14 protein-coding genes are annotated in these 17,244 nt (G+C 68.0%); 9 read left to right on the top strand and 5 right to left on the bottom strand.

Going from position 1 to position 17,244, the window contains the following annotated elements; genetic code table 11:
• The 5 genes from doeB to KF941_RS13315 all read left to right on the top strand — a co-directional run bounded on the left by doeB (position 1) and on the right by KF941_RS13315 (position 5,704).
• Positions 1–1,011 (top strand): N(2)-acetyl-L-2,4-diaminobutanoate deacetylase DoeB, encoded by a 1,011-nt coding sequence (gene doeB, locus KF941_RS13335; RefSeq protein ID WP_240540301.1) that lies wholly within the window; start codon positions 1–3, stop codon positions 1,009–1,011.
• Positions 1,008–2,459 (top strand): NAD-dependent succinate-semialdehyde dehydrogenase, encoded by a 1,452-nt coding sequence (locus tag KF941_RS13330; protein ID WP_214273557.1) that lies wholly within the window; start codon positions 1,008–1,010, stop codon positions 2,457–2,459. Before doeB ends, KF941_RS13330 begins: the two co-directional genes overlap by 4 nt.
• A complete protein-coding gene (locus KF941_RS13325; protein WP_214273556.1) occupies positions 2,459–3,829 on the top strand; it encodes an aspartate aminotransferase family protein in 1,371 nt (456 codons plus the stop codon). The genes KF941_RS13330 and KF941_RS13325 overlap by 1 nt, the downstream gene beginning before the upstream one ends.
• A gap of 180 nt (positions 3,830–4,009) precedes the next feature.
• Entirely contained in the window at positions 4,010–4,645 is a 636-nt protein-coding gene (locus tag KF941_RS13320) for a transferrin-binding protein-like solute binding protein (RefSeq protein ID WP_214273555.1), read from the top strand.
• 9 nt (positions 4,646–4,654) lie between these two features.
• Complete coding sequence (locus KF941_RS13315) at positions 4,655–5,704, top strand: hypothetical protein (RefSeq protein WP_214273554.1); 1,050 nt, start codon at positions 4,655–4,657, stop codon at positions 5,702–5,704.
• Positions 5,705–5,724: 20 nt separating this feature from the next.
• Here the strand turns inward: KF941_RS13315 and KF941_RS13310 are convergent, their stop codons facing one another.
• A complete protein-coding gene (locus tag KF941_RS13310) occupies positions 5,725–6,618 on the bottom strand; it encodes a hypothetical protein (RefSeq protein ID WP_214273553.1) in 894 nt (297 codons plus the stop codon).
• A gap of 436 nt (positions 6,619–7,054) precedes the next feature.
• Here KF941_RS13310 and KF941_RS13305 point away from each other — a divergent pair, with 436 nt between their 5' ends.
• Positions 7,055–7,894, top strand: coding sequence for a glycosyltransferase (locus KF941_RS13305; RefSeq protein ID WP_214273552.1), 840 nt, complete (start codon positions 7,055–7,057; stop codon positions 7,892–7,894).
• 124 nt (positions 7,895–8,018) lie between these two features.
• Here the strand turns inward: KF941_RS13305 and KF941_RS13300 are convergent, their stop codons facing one another.
• The 3 genes from KF941_RS13300 to KF941_RS28000 all read right to left on the bottom strand — a co-directional run bounded on the left by KF941_RS13300 (position 8,019) and on the right by KF941_RS28000 (position 11,686).
• Positions 8,019–8,318: a hypothetical protein gene (locus KF941_RS13300; protein WP_140848403.1), complete on the bottom strand. Its 300-nt coding sequence runs from the start codon at positions 8,316–8,318 to the stop codon at positions 8,019–8,021.
• Between the two features lie 81 nt (positions 8,319–8,399).
• On the bottom strand, positions 8,400–8,927 hold the full coding sequence (locus tag KF941_RS13295; RefSeq protein WP_214273551.1) for a hypothetical protein: 528 nt from the start codon (positions 8,925–8,927) through the stop codon (positions 8,400–8,402).
• A 113-nt stretch (positions 8,928–9,040) separates the two neighbouring features.
• Entirely contained in the window at positions 9,041–11,686 is a 2,646-nt protein-coding gene (locus KF941_RS28000; RefSeq protein WP_240540300.1) for a hypothetical protein, read from the bottom strand.
• Between the two features lie 234 nt (positions 11,687–11,920).
• On the opposite strand from KF941_RS28000, the gene KF941_RS13285 reads away from it, so the two are divergent.
• The 3 genes from KF941_RS13285 (at position 11,921) to KF941_RS13275 (ending at position 15,957) form a co-directional block, all read left to right on the top strand.
• Complete coding sequence (locus KF941_RS13285) at positions 11,921–13,912, top strand: response regulator (RefSeq protein ID WP_214273550.1); 1,992 nt, start codon at positions 11,921–11,923, stop codon at positions 13,910–13,912.
• Between the two features lie 145 nt (positions 13,913–14,057).
• Positions 14,058–14,693: a response regulator transcription factor gene (locus tag KF941_RS13280; protein ID WP_214273549.1), complete on the top strand. Its 636-nt coding sequence runs from the start codon at positions 14,058–14,060 to the stop codon at positions 14,691–14,693.
• Positions 14,694–14,706: 13 nt separating this feature from the next.
• The gene (locus tag KF941_RS13275) at positions 14,707–15,957 is read left to right on the top strand and encodes a glycosyltransferase (protein WP_214273548.1); all 1,251 of its coding nucleotides are present in this window, start codon (positions 14,707–14,709) and stop codon (positions 15,955–15,957) included.
• Here the strand turns inward: KF941_RS13275 and KF941_RS13270 are convergent.
• Entirely contained in the window at positions 15,934–17,220 is a 1,287-nt protein-coding gene (locus tag KF941_RS13270; RefSeq protein WP_214273547.1) for a BamA/TamA family outer membrane protein, read from the bottom strand. The two genes, KF941_RS13275 and KF941_RS13270, sit on opposite strands and share 24 nt — an antisense overlap.
• Positions 17,221–17,244 lie beyond the last annotated feature (24 nt).

Below are 17,244 nucleotides of genomic sequence, written 5' to 3'. Positions count from 1 at the left end.
ATGTTGCAGATGCAGCTTGCGCCCTCGCCCATCGCGGCGACGGTGGATTTCGCGGCGCCGGGGGTGCAGCACGGCTTCCTGCGCCTGCCCTATTCGCGCGACGATGCGGCCTGGGGGTCGATCATGACCCCGATCACCGTGGTCAACAACGGCGAGGGGCCGACGGCGCTGCTGACCGGCGCCAACCACGGCGACGAATACGAGGGGCCGATCGCGCTTTTCGACCTGGCCGCGACCATCCGGGCCAAGGACGTCACCGGCCGCATCATCATCGTTCCGGCGATGAACTACCCGGCCTTTGCGGCGGGCACCCGCACCTCGCCCATCGACCGCGGCAACCTGAACCGCAGCTTTCCGGGCCGGCCGGACGGCTCGGTCACGCAGAAGCTTGCGGATTACTTCCAGCGCGTGCTGCTGCCGATGGCGGATGTGGTGCTGGATTTCCATTCCGGCGGCAAGACGCTGGATTTCCTGCCCTATTGCGCCGCCCATATCCTGCCCGACAAGCGGCAGGAGGCGGCGGCCTTCGACCTGGTGCGCGCCTTCGGCGCCCCCTGGTCGGTCAGGATGCTCGAGATCGACGCGGTCGGCATGTATGACACCGCGGCCGAGGAAATGGGCAAGACCTTCGTCACCACCGAACTGGGCGGCGGCGGCACCGCCACCGCCCGCACCGCCGGGATCGCCCGGCGGGGGTTGCGCGACCTGCTGGTCGCGGCCGGGGTGATGCGCGGCGAGGTCGAGGCCCGGCCGACGCGCTGGCTCGACATGCCCGATGCGGATTGCTTCACCTTTGCCGAGGATGGCGGGCTGATCGAGTTCCTGGCCGACCTGGGCGATGCCGTGGAACAAGGCCAGCCCGTCGCCCGCATCTTTCCCGTGACGCGCACCGGCCTGGCCCCGGTCGCGGTCCATGCCCGCCGCGCCGGGCTGATGATGGCGCGGCATTTCCCCGGCATCGTGAAACCCGGCGATTGCGTCGCCGTCATCGGCGAGGAGGTTCAGCCATGATCACCGACAAGACCCTGATGCGCGAGGATGCCTTCGTGAACGGCGCCTGGGTGGGCGGGGCGCGCTTTGCCGTCACCGATCCCGCGACCGGGCAGCCGGTGGCGCAGGTGGCGCGGCTGGATGCGGTGCAGGCCCGCGCGGCGGTCGATGCGGCGCAGGCGGCGTTTGCCGGCTGGTCGGCGCTCTTGCCGCAGGAACGGGCCGCCGTGCTGATGCGCTGGCACCGGCTGATCGTCGATGCGCGCGAGGATCTGGCGCGGATCATGACCGCCGAGCAGGGCAAGCCCCTGTCGGAATCGCGCGGCGAGATCGACTATGCCGCCAGCTTCGTCGAGTTTTATGCCGAGGAAGCCAAGCGCCCGAACATCGAAAGCGTGACCTCGCATCTCTCGACCGCCGAGATGGAGCTGTGGCGCGAACCGCTGGGCGTCGCGGCACTGGTCACGCCCTGGAACTTTCCCTGCGCCATGATCACCCGCAAGGCGGCGGCGGCGCTGGCAGCGGGCTGCACCGTGGTCGTGCATCCCTCGGCCGAGACGCCGCTGTCGGCGACCGCGCTGGCGGAACTGGCGGATCGCGCGGGCTTTCCGGCCGGCGTCTTCAACGTGGTGACGGGCGAGGCGCCCGAGATCGTGGGCGCCTGGTGCGCCGATCCGCGGGTGCGGGCGCTCAGCTTCACCGGCTCGACGCAGGTCGGCAAGCTGCTCTATCGCCAAAGCGCCGAGACGGTGAAGCGGCTGGTGCTGGAGCTGGGCGGGCACGCGCCCTTCATCGCCTTTGCCGATTGCGACCTCGACCTGGCGGTGGACGAGGCGATCAAGGCCAAGTTCGCCACCTCGGGCCAGGATTGCCTGGGCGCCAACCGCTTCCTGGTCGAGCGGCCGGTCTATGACGAGTTCTGCCGCCGCTTCACCGCCGCCGCCGCCGCGCTGACGCTGGGGCCGGGGGCCGAGGATCGCGACCTCGGCCCGCTGATGAACGAAGGCGCGGTCAGGAAGCAGGAGGAGCATGTGGCGGACGCGCTGGCCCGCGGCGCGCGCCTGCTGACCGGCGGCAGCCGCGATCCGCAGGGGCCGCTGTTCTATCGCCCGACCGTTCTGGCCGATGTGCCGGCCGAGGCGCTGATCTTTCGCGAGGAAACCTTCGGCCCCGTCGCCGCCATCGCCCCCTTCGACACCGAGGACGAGGCGGTCCGCATCGCCAACGCCACCGAATACGGCCTTGTCGCCTATGTCCACAGCCGCGACCCGCGCCGCATCTATCGCCTGTCCCGCGCCCTGGAGTTCGGCATGGTCGCGGTGAACCGCACCAAGGTCACGGGCGCGCCGATCCCCTTCGGCGGCATGAAGCAATCGGGCCTGGGCCGCGAGGGCAGCCGCCACGGGCTCGAGGCCTTCACCGAGATCAAATACGTCTGCCGCGACTGGGCAGAGACAAGGAGAGCGTGATGCTGACCAATGACGAGCTGTCCAGATGGGACCGCGAAAGCCTGTTCCACCCCTCGACCAATCTGGGCCAATTCGCGCGGGGCGAGGGGCCGCAGCGCATCATCGCGGGCGCGGAAGGCGTCCATATCATCGACCGCGACGGCAACCGGCTGCTGGACGGCTTTGCCGGGCTCTATTGCGTGAACGCAGGCTATGGCCGGACCGAGATCGCCGAGGCCATCGCCGCGCAGGCGCGCGAGCTGGCCTATTACCATGCCTATGCCGGACATGGTTCGGAAGCCTCGATCACGCTGGCGAAAATGGTCATGGACCGGGCGCCGAAACACATGGCGCGGGTCTATTTCGGCCTGGGCGGCTCGGACGCCAATGAAACCAACGTCAAGCTGGTCTGGTATTACAACAACATCCGCGGGCTGCCGCAGAAGAAGAAGATCATCTCGCGCTGGCGGGGCTATCACGGTTCGGGGCTGATGACCGGCTCGCTGACCGGGCTGGAGCTGTTCCACAAGAAATTCGACCTGCCGCTGGCGCAGGTGATCCATACCGAGGCGCCCTATTACTATCGCCGCAAGGACGCCGGCATGACCGAGGAACAGTTCAGCGCCCATTGCGCCGAGGAACTGGAGCGGCTGATCGCGGCCGAGGGCGCCGACACCATCGCCGCCTTCATCGGCGAGCCGGTGCTGGGCACCGGCGGCATCGTCCCGCCGCCCAGGGGCTATTGGGATGCGATCCAGAAGGTGCTGGCGCGACACGACATCCTGCTGATCGCGGACGAGGTGGTGACGGGCTTCGGCCGGCTGGGCAGCATGTTCGGCAGCGATCACTATGGCATGACCCCCGACATCATCACCTGCGCCAAGGGCCTGACCTCGGCCTATGCGCCCTTGTCGGGCAGCATCGTCGGGCAGAAGGTCTGGGACGTGCTGATGCAGGGCACCGACGAACATGGCGTGCTGGGCCATGGCTGGACCTATTCCGCCCATCCCATCGGCGCGGCGGCGGGCATCGCCAACCTGCGGCTGATCGACGAGCTGGGGCTGGTCGAGAATGCCGGCCGCGTCGGCCGCTACCTCAACGACCGCATGCGCGGGGCGCTTGGCGATCACCCGAACGTGGGCGAGATCCGCGGCGAGGGCATGCTCTGCGCCGTCGAGCTGGTCCGCGACCGCGACACGCGCGGCTTCTTCGACGCGGCCGAGGGCATCGGCGGCAGGGTCGTCGCCGCCATGCTCAGGCGCGGGGTGATCGCGCGGGCCATGCCGCAGGGCGACATCATCGGCCTGGCCCCGCCGCTTTGCCTGACCGAGGCCGAGGCGGAGGTGATCGTCGATGCGACCGCCGAGGCGCTGCGCGAAACGCTTGGCTGAACCTGGCGGCGGGCGGCGGCCTATGCGGCTGCCCGCCGAATGTGTCGTCCGCAATGATGTCGCCTTGCAAGAATTTCGCGCTCGCCTTCACCCAAACGGGTGACGACAGTCCCCTGCCCCCGGCCCTGTAATCGGAACCGGGCCTTGCGCCCGTGATTTCAGGTTTTCTTGGAGGGTTCCATGCAGACGGGCAAGATCTTCGGCGGCGTCCTGGCCGCGTCAATCACGCTGGCGCTGGCAGGTTGCGGCGGTAGCAGCGGGTCTGGAGGCGGCGGCGTGCCGGGTGGTGGAGGCGGCACAGCGGACGGCCAGACCTTTCTGGAACATGACGGGCCGTTGATGGAGATGGAGGGCCGCACCGCAGCCCTTGCCCCGACCAGCACCGCAGCCATGCCGACGACGGGCAGCGCCACCTATGACGGCTATGCCTTCGTCGAAATGAACATGACCGGCGGCCCGGTCGCTGTCGGCGATCCCGGATACGAGGCCGCGAACGCCAGGATCGCGCTCAACGCGGATTTCGCCAGCAGCAGCGTTTCCGGGCAGATCCACGAGGTCGGCGTCGAGGACGGCCCCACCCTGACCGGCAGCCTGCCGATCACCGGCGGCAGCATCAGCGGCAACGGCATGACGGGCCGCGCGGCGGGCACGCTGGGCGGCGGCGACCGCGGCGACCTCGGCCTCGACCTCGCGCTGGACGGGACGTTCAGGGGCAGCGCCGCCGAGGCCGTGCGGGGGACCATCACCGGCACGGTCGAATATGACGGCGCCACGGGCGCGGTCTTCGGCGACAGCGGCTTCGCCGCCGAGCGCTGATCCCGCCGAATGCTGCCCGCATCATGGAAGGCGGGCTGGCGGGCCTGGGTCTTCGCCAGCCTGCTGCCCTGCCTGGCCTCGCCCGCCTGGGCAGAGCAGCCCGACCGGACCCAGGCGGCGCTGATGTCCGGCTTGCCCCGGCTGGCGGGTTTTGCGCTGATGCGCGACCGTCCTGCCGGGCGGGCCCCGTTGCTGGCGCGGCTGCTGCATCACGAAGGGATGCTGCGCGACGGCCGCCCGCAGCCGGTCCTGCTGTCGCGGCACCTGACCGCCCGGCCGCTGCTGCGATGGGACGACAATATCAACGGCGGCATCCCCGGCGAAAGCCTGACGGTCGGGGGCATCGACCTGACGGTCAGCCCGGAAAGCCGCGCCCGCGGCGGGCTGGTGCTGGGCCTTACCGCCTCGGCCGGCGCAAGATACCGGCTGGCGCCGGGGCGGGTGCTGCGGCTGGCGGGCCAGGCGACGGCGGTCTATTCGCCGCGGCACGATCTTTCGCGCCAGGATCTGGGGCTCGGGGCCTGCCTTGCGCAGCACCTGGGCGAATGGCGCTTTGTCGACCTGTGCGGCGGCTACGCCTTTGGTCGGACGGATCTGTCCGAAAGCCATCTGGCCTGGACCGGCCTGCGCGGCACCAGGCTATTCGAGGCCGCGGGCGCCCTGCACGAGATGTCCCTGGGCCTGCGGCAGACCTGGCGCAAGGATTATCGCCAGGCCTTCGCGGACCTGTCGCTCGGCAGCGCCGTTTCCGGGATCGGGGCGGTCGGGCTTCAGCTTTCCGCCGGCGAAAGGGTCGCCGGCCACAACGCCATCCGCTATCGGGCAGGGCTGTCGCTGACCCGCCCGGTCGGGAACCGCCCCGTGACCCTCGGCATCGGCTGGCAACGGGAAGAGGGCTCTGCGGTCTTCGGCACCCCGCGGCGGGACGATGTCCGCACCCTGGGCACCGAGGTCGCCCTGACGCCGAAATTCACGCTGCTGCTGGCGGGGCAACGTCGGTCGTCGACGGTTCCGATGTATGACGAAAACCGGGTCATGCTGGATGTCCGCTGGCGCTGACCGGACGGCGCGGCAGCCCCTCAATTGAAAAGCCGCCGGCGCCAGTAGCCCAGGAAAACCCTGGCCCGTCGCAGCAGGGGTTCCCGGCGCTGCATGTAGTATCGTGCCTTTTCGTAAAGGTAATCGTCCTGGTATCCCCGAAGGAATGGAGAGATCCTGTGTCCCTTGCGAAAGGAATCCCGGATGCGAAGCAATCGCAACCCCCATTCCTGGCAATGAAAGATGCGAATGTCCTCGCCATTGACAAGGCGCAAGCCCCAAAGGCCGTTTTCCGCCACATAATCCTCGGCCGCGCCTTCGACCAGGAACCTGCCGTATTTCGACTCGGAATCCTGGGTTCCGGCCTGGAGCGTCCTCCAGATTTCCGGCTGGATCACCAGGAAGCAATTGCTGATGCTTTGCGTCAGCATGAATTCCGGCCTGGCCGTAGGCCGGTCCGCGCGATAGGGCAATGTGCTGCCGGTCATGAAACAGGCGCCCGTTTCCTTCATCAATGCAAGGGCCGCGTCCTGCCAGGCCACATTCCGGGCGCGATAGGGAATGGTATCCAATCGCACCACGCATCCAAGATCGGCCGTTACCGCATCGAACTGCTTTTCCAGAAGCTGCTGTTCCGAATCGGTGGTTTCCCGCGGCGTCGTCCTGCCCATGTCATGCAGGCGAATGCCATGCGCTTCGCATAGCTGCCGGACGCGGGTTTCTATGCCGGGATCCTTGCCCAGATGCACGACCAGCTCGGCAATCGGATGGTCGAAAAAGGCAATCCAATCTTCAAGGATCACGCAATGATGCTCTTCAAGCACAAAGGTCAACAGCGCGACTGACGGAGCCTCGGGCGCCTTGTCAGATATCAGCATGCAGCATTTCCAGTTTGCAGAAACAATTACCCCGGCCGATCCTAAGGATACCGGCACGGAATGCGAGCGAAAAGAGGCTTCGCCCTAAATCTGCGCCCATCGCCTGCCCCCTCCGCCGCGGATTCCTGCGCCCCTGGACGGCCCGCCGGCCTGCACGCGGCGCCGTCTGCTGCGGTATCCACATACCAAGCCTGCCCGGAAAACCCGGCTGCGCCGTCAAGTGTTGCGTTGACACCCGTGGCTTTCTTCAACATGTTTCCTGGAAATCAGCTTTCCGGGTGCCATGGTGCGTCGCTATCTTTTCCTGTGTCCCGACACGCAAACGGCATCGGGCGGGATTGCCGTCATCTATGACACGGTGGCAGCGCTGTGCCGGGCGGGCTATGACGCCGCCATCCTGCACAACAGCCCCGCCGCCGGCTATCTGGACCATCCCGACAAGCCGCCGCTCTGCTATACCTATGACTATTATATTGCCCGGCAAAAACAGGGGTTGGACGGCCGGCGCGCCCGGCTCATGTCGCCCTTTATTCTCATGGGCGAAAAACTTCGCGGCGGGCCCCTGAAACCCTGGCGGCCGGGGGTCGAGGATATTCTGGTCATACCGGAGTTCATGATCACCGCGGCAATGACGGCTTTTCCGCAGTCCCGGCTTGGCGTTTTCGTGCAAAACCCGTTCGCCTTCCAGGAGGCTCATGCGGAATCCATGGAAAGGGGGCTCGACATCCGCGAACGCGCGGACTGGTTCCTGGGCGTTTCGCAAATATGCCTCGATCAGTTCGAACTTCTGAATATCCAGACCGGCCATCACCTTCCCGTCTCGATGAAGCCCGAGGATTTTCCCTTTCGCGAGGAAAAGGAGCGGCTGATTACCTATATGCCGCGCAAACGCTCGGCAGAGGCACGCCAGATCGTCGATACGCTGGAGCGCCGGGGGAAATTGAAGGGATACCGGATTCAGGAACTCGACAATATGCCGCGGCTGAATGTCTCGGATCATTTGCAACGCAGCCAGTTCTTCATTTCGCTGCTGCGCATGGAATCGATCGGCTTCCCGGCAGCAGAAGCAATGGCGGCGGGCTGCATCGTGGTCGGCTACACCGGGCTTGGCGGGCGGGAATACTTCACCCCCGAAACCGGGATTCCCGTGACCGAGGACGATACCCTGGGGCTTGTGCATGCGCTGGAGGCGGCGGTGGCGGAATATGCCGCCGCGCCGGCGCGTCTTGATGCCATCCGCCGCCACGCAAGCGCGGTGGTGAATGCCAATTACAACAGCGATACCTTTGAAACGGCGCTGCTGAAGATCTGGCGCGAACTCGATGCGGCGTAAGGGCCGCCGTCCAGAGGACAGCTGGCCGAGGTAAGGGTGCCCCGCAACCCCTTTGCCGGGCAGCAGCACCCTGCGAATGCGCAGGCAAGGTCGGGGTATCGGCGCCCGCAGATGAAGGCCCGCTTCAGTCCTGGGGGAAATAGCCCGGACGGTTCTGCCGGATCGCCAGCGTGATGGATTGCCGCAAGGATCGCAGCAGGAACAGCCCCACCGCCATGACAAGAATCGCGCCCATTCCACCCAGGGAATATGCCAGGAAAACGCCCAAAAGCGACAGGTTCAGGAAAAGTGCCAGGCTGACCCCCATCAGCCCTCCGGCTATCGCCGCCAAGATATAGATGACCAGCTCTCCGCCTGTAGAGCCGCAGTCATGGTCGAATGCTTCGCTGCTGGCAGTTTCGGAAAAACGGCACTTCGTCAACATGGCTACTCCTCGTCATATTCTGCCTTGGGCAAATGCGGATTGGTCGGCACGTTTCGAAAGGGCCGGGGCGCAAGCCCCGGTTCACTGCTGCGCGCTGGCCCGCCCCTTGAAGGGAATGAGGCAGGCGGTCGCCTTGATCGGCTCGGGTTCGGGCTGCACCGCCGGCGCGATGCGGCCGATCTGGTCGCGCAAGCCGCTGAGCTGCCGCAGAAGCCCGCGGATATGCCATTCCAGATCGTCTATGTCCTCGTCGCGAAAGGCCTTGCCGTCGGCATAGGCCCGGCAATAGGCGATCTTGGCTTGGGCCTGGGAAAGCTTGCGTTCCAGGATCTTCGTGACCTTCGCCGGCGGCACGCCCGGCTGGTTCAGGTCCATGTCCTGCACATCCTCGAGCCCGAGTTCCCGGATGAAGCCGGCCAGGAATTCGGCGCTGTTGCCGAATTCGTAGAATGCGCTTTTCTGCGGCAGGTTATCCAGGGCGTATAGGCCGACCCGGCAATTCGGGTTCCTGTCCGTCAGCTCTATCGCCATGGCCAGCAGATCCGCCGAGTCCTTGCGGTGCCGCGTGCGGATCGCGATCATCATCGCGGAATCGACAATTCCAACCATTGTTTCCTCGGGATCGAACGGCCGGCCGCCTTGCGCGTCCTTCGCTGCCTTGCCGCCGGATTGCTGGGGGGCGGCGGGCGCGCCCGGCCTGGGCGCGCCCGCGTTTTCGTGCGTCAGGCGCCATGCTCGTCGTTGAGGCTGCCCAGGCCGGCCAGCAGGCCGCCGCCCAGAAGCCCGTCGACGGCATCGCCCAGCGGCGCCAGCAGATCGCCGGCATTGCCGCTGCCAAGCAGCCCGCCAAGCGTATCGCTCACCCCGCCCAGCAGGTCGCTTTCGCCGCCCAGCAGACCGTCCAGGGTATCGGCGACGCCGGCAATCAGGTCGTCGCTGCCGCCCAGCAGGTCGTTCAGCAGGCCGTCGGGATTGTCGCTGTCCTCGCCCAGCAGGCCATGGCCGGTCAGCTCGCCCAGCAGCCCGTCCTGGCCGGTAACGGGCGCAAGCGCCCCGTGATCGCCAACCACGTCGCCCAGCAGGCCGTTCGAGCCGCTGATGTCGCCCAGGGTGCCGTTGTTGCCGGTCAGCTCGCCCAGCAGCCCGCCATCGGCGAGGACAGGATCCAGCAGGCCATCGCCGGGCGCAACACCCAGCAGGCCCGTCAGCGTGCCGCCGACATTGCCCAGCAGGTCGCCGCCAAGGAGGTCGCCCAGCAGGTCGCCCTGACCGCCAAGGAGCCCGCCCAGCAGGTCATCGCCACCCAGCACGCCGCCGACAACGCTCTCGACCGTTCCGGTCACGGTGTTGAGCAACCCGCCCTCGCCGCCGAGCAGACCGCCCAGCAGGTCATTCCCGCCCAGCACGCCACCGACAACGCCATCGAGCGTCCCGGTCACGGTGTTGAGCAAGCCGCCTTCGCCGCCAAGCAGACCGCCCAGCAGATCGTTCCCGCCCAGCACACCACCGACAACACCATCGAGCGTTCCTGTCACCGTATCCAGCAACCCGCCTTGGCCGCCAAGCAGGCCGCCCAGCAGGTCGTCCCCGCCAAGCATGCCGCCGACAACGCCATCGAGCGTCCCGGTCACCGTATCCAGCAACCCGCCCTCGCCGCCAAGCAGACCGCCCAGCAGATCGTTCCCGCCCAGCACGCCGCCGACAACGCCGTCGAGCGTCCCGGTCACCGTATCCAGCAACCCGCCCTCGCCGCCAAGCAGACCGCCAAGCAGGTCATTCCCGCCAAGCAAACCGCCGACCACGTTGTCCAGCGTTCCGGTCACGGTGCCCAGCAACCCGCCTTGGCCGCCAAGCAGGCCGCCCAGCAGGTCGTCCCCGCCAAGCACGCCGCCGACAACGCCATCGAGCGTTCCTGTCACCGTATCCAGCAACCCGCCCTGCCCGCCAAGCAGGCCGCCCAGCAGGTCATTCCCGCCAAGCAAACCGCCGACCACGTTGTCCAGCGTTCCGGTCACGGTGCCCAGCAATCCGCCCTCACCGCCAAGCAGACCGCCCAGGAGATCGTTGCCGCCGAGCAGCCCGCCGAGCAGGTCGTTGCCACCCAGCACGCCGCCAAGCAGACCCGAGAGGCCGTTGGACCCCTCGCCGGCCGCCCCGTCCTTCAGCAGGCCGGTGCCGGTCAACTCACCCACAAGCCCTTGCGAGCCGGTGACGGAGCCCAGCAGCCCCTGGTCGCCGATCAGATCGCCCAGCAGCCCCTCGGAGCCGGTGATCGCGCCCAGCAGGCCGCCGTTGCCGGTAAGATCCCCCAGAAGCCCGCCATCGGCCAGAACCGGATCAAGGACGCCGGCGGAACCGTCCACCCCGTCACCCAGGAGGGGAACGCCCAGCAGGCCACCCCCCAGCCCGCCCAGCAGCCCATCCTGGCCCAGCAGGTCGCCCAGCAAGCCGTCCGAGCCGGTGATTGCGCCGAGCGGGCCGTCATTACCCGTCAGGTCGCCCAGAAGCCCGCCGTCACCCAGGATGGGATCAAGGAAGCCCTGCACATGGTCCGCGCCATCCGTCGGATCGGTTCCATCGGTCGGATCCGTGCCATCCGTCGGGTCGGTCCCGTCGGTCGGGTCAGTGCCATCCGTCGGGTCGGTCCCGTCGGTCGGATCCGTGCCATCCGTCGGGTCGGTTCCGTCGGTGGGATCGGTGCCATCCGTCGGGTCGGTCCCGTCGGTCGGGTCAGTGCCATCCGTCGGATCGGTTCCATCCGTCGGATCGGTGCCATCCGTCGGATCGGTGCCATCCGTCGGATCGGTCCCGTCCGTCGGGTCAGTGCCATCCGTCGGATCGGTCCCGTCAGTCGGGTCAGTGCCATCCGTCGGGTCGGTTCCATCGGTCGGGTCGGTCCCGTCGGTCGGATCGGTCCCGTCGGTCGGGTCGGTTCCGTCAGTCGGATCCGTGCCATCCGTCGGATCAGTCCCGTCAGTCGGGTCCGTGCCATCCGTTGGATCGGTCGTATCCGTCGGATTCGACGAATCGCCCGAGTTGCCGATGATGGTGCCGCCGCCGATGGCCGCCAGGGCGGCGGAGCCCAAGGCCCAGACGCTGGCGGCGCCATCGTCGAACATGCCGGCGCCAAGGCCGGCCGCCGCCTCTTCGTCGCCATCCGCCAGGATGACCGTGCCGTCGCCCAGGACCAGCCGATGGGCCGTGCCGTCGGCCGCGGCCATGTAGAAGTCCTTGATCAGGAACTCGTCGCCGCTGTTCATCCGCACGATCAAGTCGCTGCCGGACCTGAGATAGCCGCCGACAGCCGCCGGTAACGCCGGAATGGTGACATCGATCAGCGTGCCAGCCTGAATGATGCTTTGAGCCATGGAATCATCCTTTTGGGGGCGGCCCTGGATCAGCGCGGGCCAAGGTAGAGATTTGGTATAGGGTCATATACGATAGTATGTGCCAATAACACATACTAAATGACAGTCAAGCCACGACGGATCGCTTTCGACGATTCGCTGCCGGACAGGGGGAAGGCGCGCGATCCGGTCGCTCTTGCCGCGCCATCGCCCTTTGGCCAGAATCGCGTCGTTGCCGGGTTCACGAGGAAAGACATGACCGAGATTGCCGATACCGAGGGCCAGGAACCGGGCGAGCTTGCCCCGCTGCCGGCGGGGATGCGCAAGGATCTGGCCAATTCGGTTCGCCCCATCCTGCAGGCCCTGGCGCGGGTGATCGCCACCGACAGGCGCGCGGTGGTGCTGGCCAACCAGCGGGGCGAGATCCTGCTGGCGAATCGCTCGGCCCAGCAGCTGGGGATCGGGCAGGACGAACTGACCGCGCGGCTGGATTGGGCCGGGGCCTGCGCCCGCGCCCGGCGCTCGGGCAGCGTCTCGGCGCAATGGACCGAGAACGGCCAGAGCTTCGCGGGCGAGGTGGTGCATGTCCCCCTGGGCCCGGCCGAGGGCTATCTGCTGCGGCTGGCCGAAAGCGACCAGGAATCGACCTGGCTGCGCAACCGCGCGCGCTCGGCCATGCTGATGCGGGTGGCCCATGACCTGCGCACGCCGATCCAGTCGCTGCTGGCCTCGGCCGAGGCGCTGATGCAGGGGCCGGACGCGGCCGCCGCGCCCCGGGATGCCGGCGACAGGATGCGCCGCGCCGCCGAACTGGCGCTGGACCATATCAGCAACGTGCTGGCCGTGATCCGCGGCGAGCAGAACCCCCGCGGCATCCAGCCGGACGAGGATTTCCGCATCGTCGAGGAAGTGGGCAGCCTGGTTGCCCTGGTCGAGCCGATCGCCAGCGCGCGCGCGACCGAGGTGCAGCTGACCGTCGACGCGCCGCCCGACCTGACGCTGCGCGGCCCGCTGCGCTTCGTGCGGGCGCTGTGCCAGAACCTGATCGACAACTCGGTCAACCATGGCGGCGGACGGGTGGAATTGCGGCTGTCCTGCGCGCCTCTGGCCGATCCGCTGCCCGGCGACGAGCCGGCGGCCGAGATCTGGCGCGTCGGGATCGAGCTTCTGGACGAGGGGGGCGGGCTGCCGCCGGCGCAAAAGGCCCGCCTGGCCAAGGCGCTGGGACTGCCGCTGGACGAGGCGGCCGTGCCGGCGACGGCCCCGGACAAGCGCCCCTCGGCCGGGCTGAACGTGCTGGCCCATGCGCTGAAACAGCTGGGCGGCCGGATCGAGATCCAGGACCGCGGCAGCGACGGCCTGGCCCTGCCGCCCGGAAGCCCCGGCCGGGTCATCGGCACCATCTTCCGCGTCAGCTTCAGCCTGCCGCGCGCCCCGGACATGCGCCGCCAGCCGCTGGCCGAGCCGGCGCAGCCCCAGCAGGCGCTGGCGGGCCGGATGCTGATGCTGGTCGAGGACAGCCCGGCCAGCCGCGACTGGCTAAGCCATCTTCTGCACAGCTTCGGCGCCGAGGTGGTGGTGGCGGGCAGCGGCCCCGAGGCGCTGGCGATGCTGTCGCGCGACGAGCTGGCCGGCCGGGTCGAGCTGGTGCTGACCGACGTCACCCTGCCCCGGATGAGCGGGATCGAGCTCGCCGCCCGGCTCAAGGCCGGGGATCCGGCCTCGGCGGCGCGCTGGCAGGGCAAGGTGGTCGGGCTGACCGCCCATGCCGACGACCGCATCAAGGAGGCATGCCACCAGGCGGGGATGGTCTGCGTGCTGGAAAAGCCGATCCGGCCCGACACGCTGCGCGACGCCCTGGCCGGGATCCTGGCGGGCGCGCCGTCGCGGCAATCCCCCGGCGCGGCGCCGATCCGCTGCGAGGACGCGGCCGTCGACCCGGCCGCTGCCGCCGATCTTGCCGAGCGCGTCGGCCGCGAGGCGGCGCGCGGCTTCATGCTGCGGGCCCTGGCCGAGGCGCAATCCGTGCTGGACGAGCTGCGCCAGGAAGGCGTCGGCAAGGATACCGGGCGGCGGCTGCACGCCGCCACCGGCGCCAGCGGGCTGACCGGGCTGGTCCTGGTCGAACGGCGCCTGCGCGCCATCGAAAAGGCGGTCGAGGCGGGCCAGCCGGACCTGGAGCCGCTGTTCGCGCCCCTGGACGAGGCGCTGATGCAAAGCCGCCGGTCGGTCGAGGAGATGGCGTGAACGGGCTGTTCTCTGCCCGCGCGATGGGATACCTTGATCCTGCCGTGGGTAAGGGGGATGTGATTGCACCGGCATCACGCCGTTTCTGGATGTCACTCGACGGACCGCCGCCCCTGGGCGGGCGGCGATGCCGAAAGCAGAAACCATGAATGAACAACAAGAAAACACATTGCGGGTGCTGATCGCGGACGATCACGCCATGATCCTGGAAATGCTCGAGATGTATCTGACCGGCGTCCCGGACATCGAGGTCGAGACCGTGCCCGACCTGCCCGCCGCGCTGGAGGCCATCGACCGGCGCGGGCCGTTCGATCTGGTGCTGGTCGACCTGGACATGCCCGGCATGGATGGCGTCGCCGGGCTGGGCAAGGCGCTGGAACACAATGGCGGCAAGCCGGTCGGCATCCTGACCAGCAACCCCCCGCCGCGCGTGGTCGAAGAGGTCATGGCGCTTGGCGGGGCGGGGATCGTGCTGAAGACCACCTCGCTCAAGAACCTGGCCAACGAGATCCGCTTCATGGCCGGCGGCGGGCGCTATCTGCCGATCGAACTGGTGAAAACCCGGCAGCAGGCGCAAGAGGACCAGGGCGCGCTGCTGTCCCGCCGCGAATCCGAAGTGCTGGGCCTTCTGGCCGAGGGCAAGCTGAACCGCGAGATCGGCGTGGCGCTGAACCTGGCCGAACCCACGGTCAAGATGCATGTCAAGGCGGTCTGCAAGAAGCTGGGCGTCAGCAACCGGACGCAGGCGGTCATCGCCGCGCGCGACCGCAAGCTGATCTGAGACCGCCAACTCCATGCCAAAGCCCGTCATCGTCTTTGCCGGCGCCGTCTATCCGGGCCAGTTCGGCCCGCTTTGCGACTATCTGCGCAAGGCGGGCATGGCCGAGACCTATTTCCTGACCACGCCCGGCCATCGCCAGCGCCATCAGGACAAGGGCGCCCATATCCTGGCCTTCCAGCCCGACGGTCCCATCACCGGCGCGCAAAGCTATTACTACACCGCCAAGCTGGAACGCTCGGCCCGGATCGGGCGCGGGCTGCTGCTGGCGCTGCGCGAATTCCAGAAAAGCCGCCCCATCGACGTGGTCGTGGCCCATTCGCTGTGGGGCGCGCCGCATTTCCTTTATGACGAGATCGACGCGGCCATCGTCAGCTATGTCGAGTTTCCCAGCTTCCATGCGCATGGCTGGGATCCGGCCTATCCGCCCGACCTGTCGCAGCGCATGAGCGACAAGAACACCGAGATGCTGCATTTCCACCAGGCGCTGCGCAGCGACCTGGTGATCTGTCCCAGCCATCATGCCAAGACGATGTTCCCGCCCACCCTGCGCGGCAATATCGAGGTGCAGCTGGAAGGGCTGGACTTCGGCCCGGCCTTTGCGCCGCCCCCCGGCCCGCGCCCGTTCACCATCGGCTTTTCGGCGCGCGACCTTTCCAGCGCCAAGGGGTTCGATAGCTTCGTGCGGATCGTGGACCGGCTGGCGCGCGAAGGCTTCGATGCCCGGTTCATCGCCCTGGGCGGGGCGGACGGATCGACCTATGGCTACGAGCAGCAATGGGTGCAGCGCCGATATGGCGGCGAGGTGGCGGATTTCTGCACCCATCTGATGCGGGAATTTCCCGCCGCCGCCGCGGTGCTGGAACGGCCCGGCAAGCTGCCCTACCAGGATTTCGTGCGCGAACTGTCGCAGATCGACCTGTTCCTTTATCCGCTGCGCCACGGCGTGGCGAATTGGGGATTGCTGGAAATCCTGGGCCGGGGCGGATGCGTGATCGCGCCCGACCGCGGCTATCCGGCGGAACTGATCCGCGACGATGTCAACGGCATCCTGCTGCCCGACGACATCGGCCGCTGGCTGGACACGATCCGGGCGCTTAGGGACGATGCCGCAAGGCGGGCGCGGCTTGGCCGGGCAGCGCGCGTCCTGGGCCAGGCCCATACGCTGCAATCCGTGGCGCCGCGCTACATGACGCTGTTCCGGCAGGCGATGGACAATCGCGCCCGCCGGCTTGGCGCGGCGTCAAAACCTTGCGTTGACGGATAGGCCGAAGACCTGCCGCTCATCCTGGGGCTGGTGCCGGACCGGCACCGCGGCATAAAGCGAGACCGGGGTGCTGGCCACGTCGAAGGTCAGCGACAGGCCGATGCTGCTGCGGATATGCGCCTTGTCGTCGATGCGCCCGCCCAGCGTATCGTCGAGCCCCCAGACCGAGCCGAGATCGGCGAATATCCCGCCGCGCAGGGCGGTGCCCATCACCTTGCCCAGCTCGCGCTGCACCTCGGCCGAGAGGATCAGGTGGCGGTTGCCGCCCAGGAAATCATCGCCATCGGCCGGACCGATGCCGCGCGGGGCGAAGCCGCGAAAACTGTCGCCGCCCGGAAACACCCGGTCCAGCGCGGTCGTGTCGTTGCCGGACAGCCCGGCGACGATGCCGCCGTCCAGCCCCAGCATCAGCACGGTGCCGCCCGCCAGCACATGGCGCGCATCCAGTTCCAGCCGGGTTTCCGAGATCGGGCTGGATGTGCCCAGGTTCCACAGGAATTGCTCGAACTGAACGAACAGGCCGCCGGTTTTCCCCCCTGCGCGGTCGCCATGGCTGAAGCCCAAGCGCAGGAAGGGCGCGTCAAGCTGGCCTTGTTCCCGTTGCAGCAGCGGGCTGGCATCGGCATCCAACCCGAACAGCCTGTGGTCGCGCCAGCCGATGCCGTATTCGATGCGCGTGGCCTCGTTCGGCGTCGCGGCCAGGTAGAACTCGGCCTGGTGGCTGCGCATGGAGAACGCCAGGTCGCTGAAATTGCTGCGCTGGCCCAGGATGTCGATGCCGAAATGCAGCCCCGGCCGGAAAGCGTCGGCGCGATAAAGGCTGATGTCGAAGCTTTTGGCGTCGCGGCTGAAATCGCCATGCACGGCGGCGAAGGTATCGGGCAGCAGGTTGTATTGCTCATAGGACAGGCTGCCGGTCAGGCTGCGGTCGTTCACCCATGAGATCGCCGCCTCGATCCGGCCCGGCCTCTGCTCGACCTCGGTCACGTCGATGACCAGCGCATCCCCCTGTCCGCTGACCGAGACGCGCTCGAACACGCCGGTGGACATCAGGCAGCGCTCGACCCCGGCCAGGTCCGCCGCCTCCAGCGCAATGCCGTCAAGCGCCCCGCAGGCGCGGCGGATGTCGTCCTGGGGGACGAACTCGGCGCCGCGCACCTCGACCCGGTCATAGACCCGCGCCGCGGCGGGCAGGGTCAGCGCGCCCAGAAGCAGGGTGGCGGCTAGGGATGTCCTGGACAGGCAAGTCGGATCATGGCGCATGGGAAAATCGCATCGTTTCAAGGG

Origin of the sequence: Paracoccus sp. pheM1, from assembly GCF_018499825.1 — a bacterium.
GTDB classification, from domain to species: Bacteria; Pseudomonadota; Alphaproteobacteria; order Rhodobacterales; family Rhodobacteraceae; genus Paracoccus; species Paracoccus versutus.
The sequence above is the reverse complement of the archived record's forward strand: the minus strand, read 5'-3'. Positions and strand labels throughout refer to the sequence as shown.

Bases quoted from the DNA above. Each gene is read 5' to 3' on its own strand.
- doeB (WP_240540301.1), top strand. From the start codon at position 1: ATGTTGCAGATGCAGCTTGCGCCCTCGCCCATCGCGGCGACGGTGGAT.
- KF941_RS13330 (WP_214273557.1), top strand. From the start codon at position 1,008: ATGATCACCGACAAGACCCTGATGCGCGAGGATGCCTTCGTGAACGGC.
- KF941_RS13325 (WP_214273556.1), top strand. From the start codon at position 2,459: ATGCTGACCAATGACGAGCTGTCCAGATGGGACCGCGAAAGCCTGTTC.
- KF941_RS13320 (WP_214273555.1), top strand. From the start codon at position 4,010: ATGCAGACGGGCAAGATCTTCGGCGGCGTCCTGGCCGCGTCAATCACG.
- KF941_RS13315 (WP_214273554.1), top strand. From the start codon at position 4,655: ATGCTGCCCGCATCATGGAAGGCGGGCTGGCGGGCCTGGGTCTTCGCC.
- KF941_RS13300 (WP_140848403.1), bottom strand. From the start codon at position 8,318: ATGTTGACGAAGTGCCGTTTTTCCGAAACTGCCAGCAGCGAAGCATTC.
- KF941_RS13295 (WP_214273551.1), bottom strand. From the start codon at position 8,927: ATGGTTGGAATTGTCGATTCCGCGATGATGATCGCGATCCGCACGCGG.
- KF941_RS28000 (WP_240540300.1), bottom strand. From the start codon at position 11,686: ATGGCTCAAAGCATCATTCAGGCTGGCACGCTGATCGATGTCACCATT.
- KF941_RS13285 (WP_214273550.1), top strand. From the start codon at position 11,921: ATGACCGAGATTGCCGATACCGAGGGCCAGGAACCGGGCGAGCTTGCC.
- KF941_RS13280 (WP_214273549.1), top strand. From the start codon at position 14,058: ATGAATGAACAACAAGAAAACACATTGCGGGTGCTGATCGCGGACGAT.
- KF941_RS13275 (WP_214273548.1), top strand. From the start codon at position 14,707: ATGCCAAAGCCCGTCATCGTCTTTGCCGGCGCCGTCTATCCGGGCCAG.
- KF941_RS13270 (WP_214273547.1), bottom strand. From the start codon at position 17,220: ATGCGCCATGATCCGACTTGCCTGTCCAGGACATCCCTAGCCGCCACC.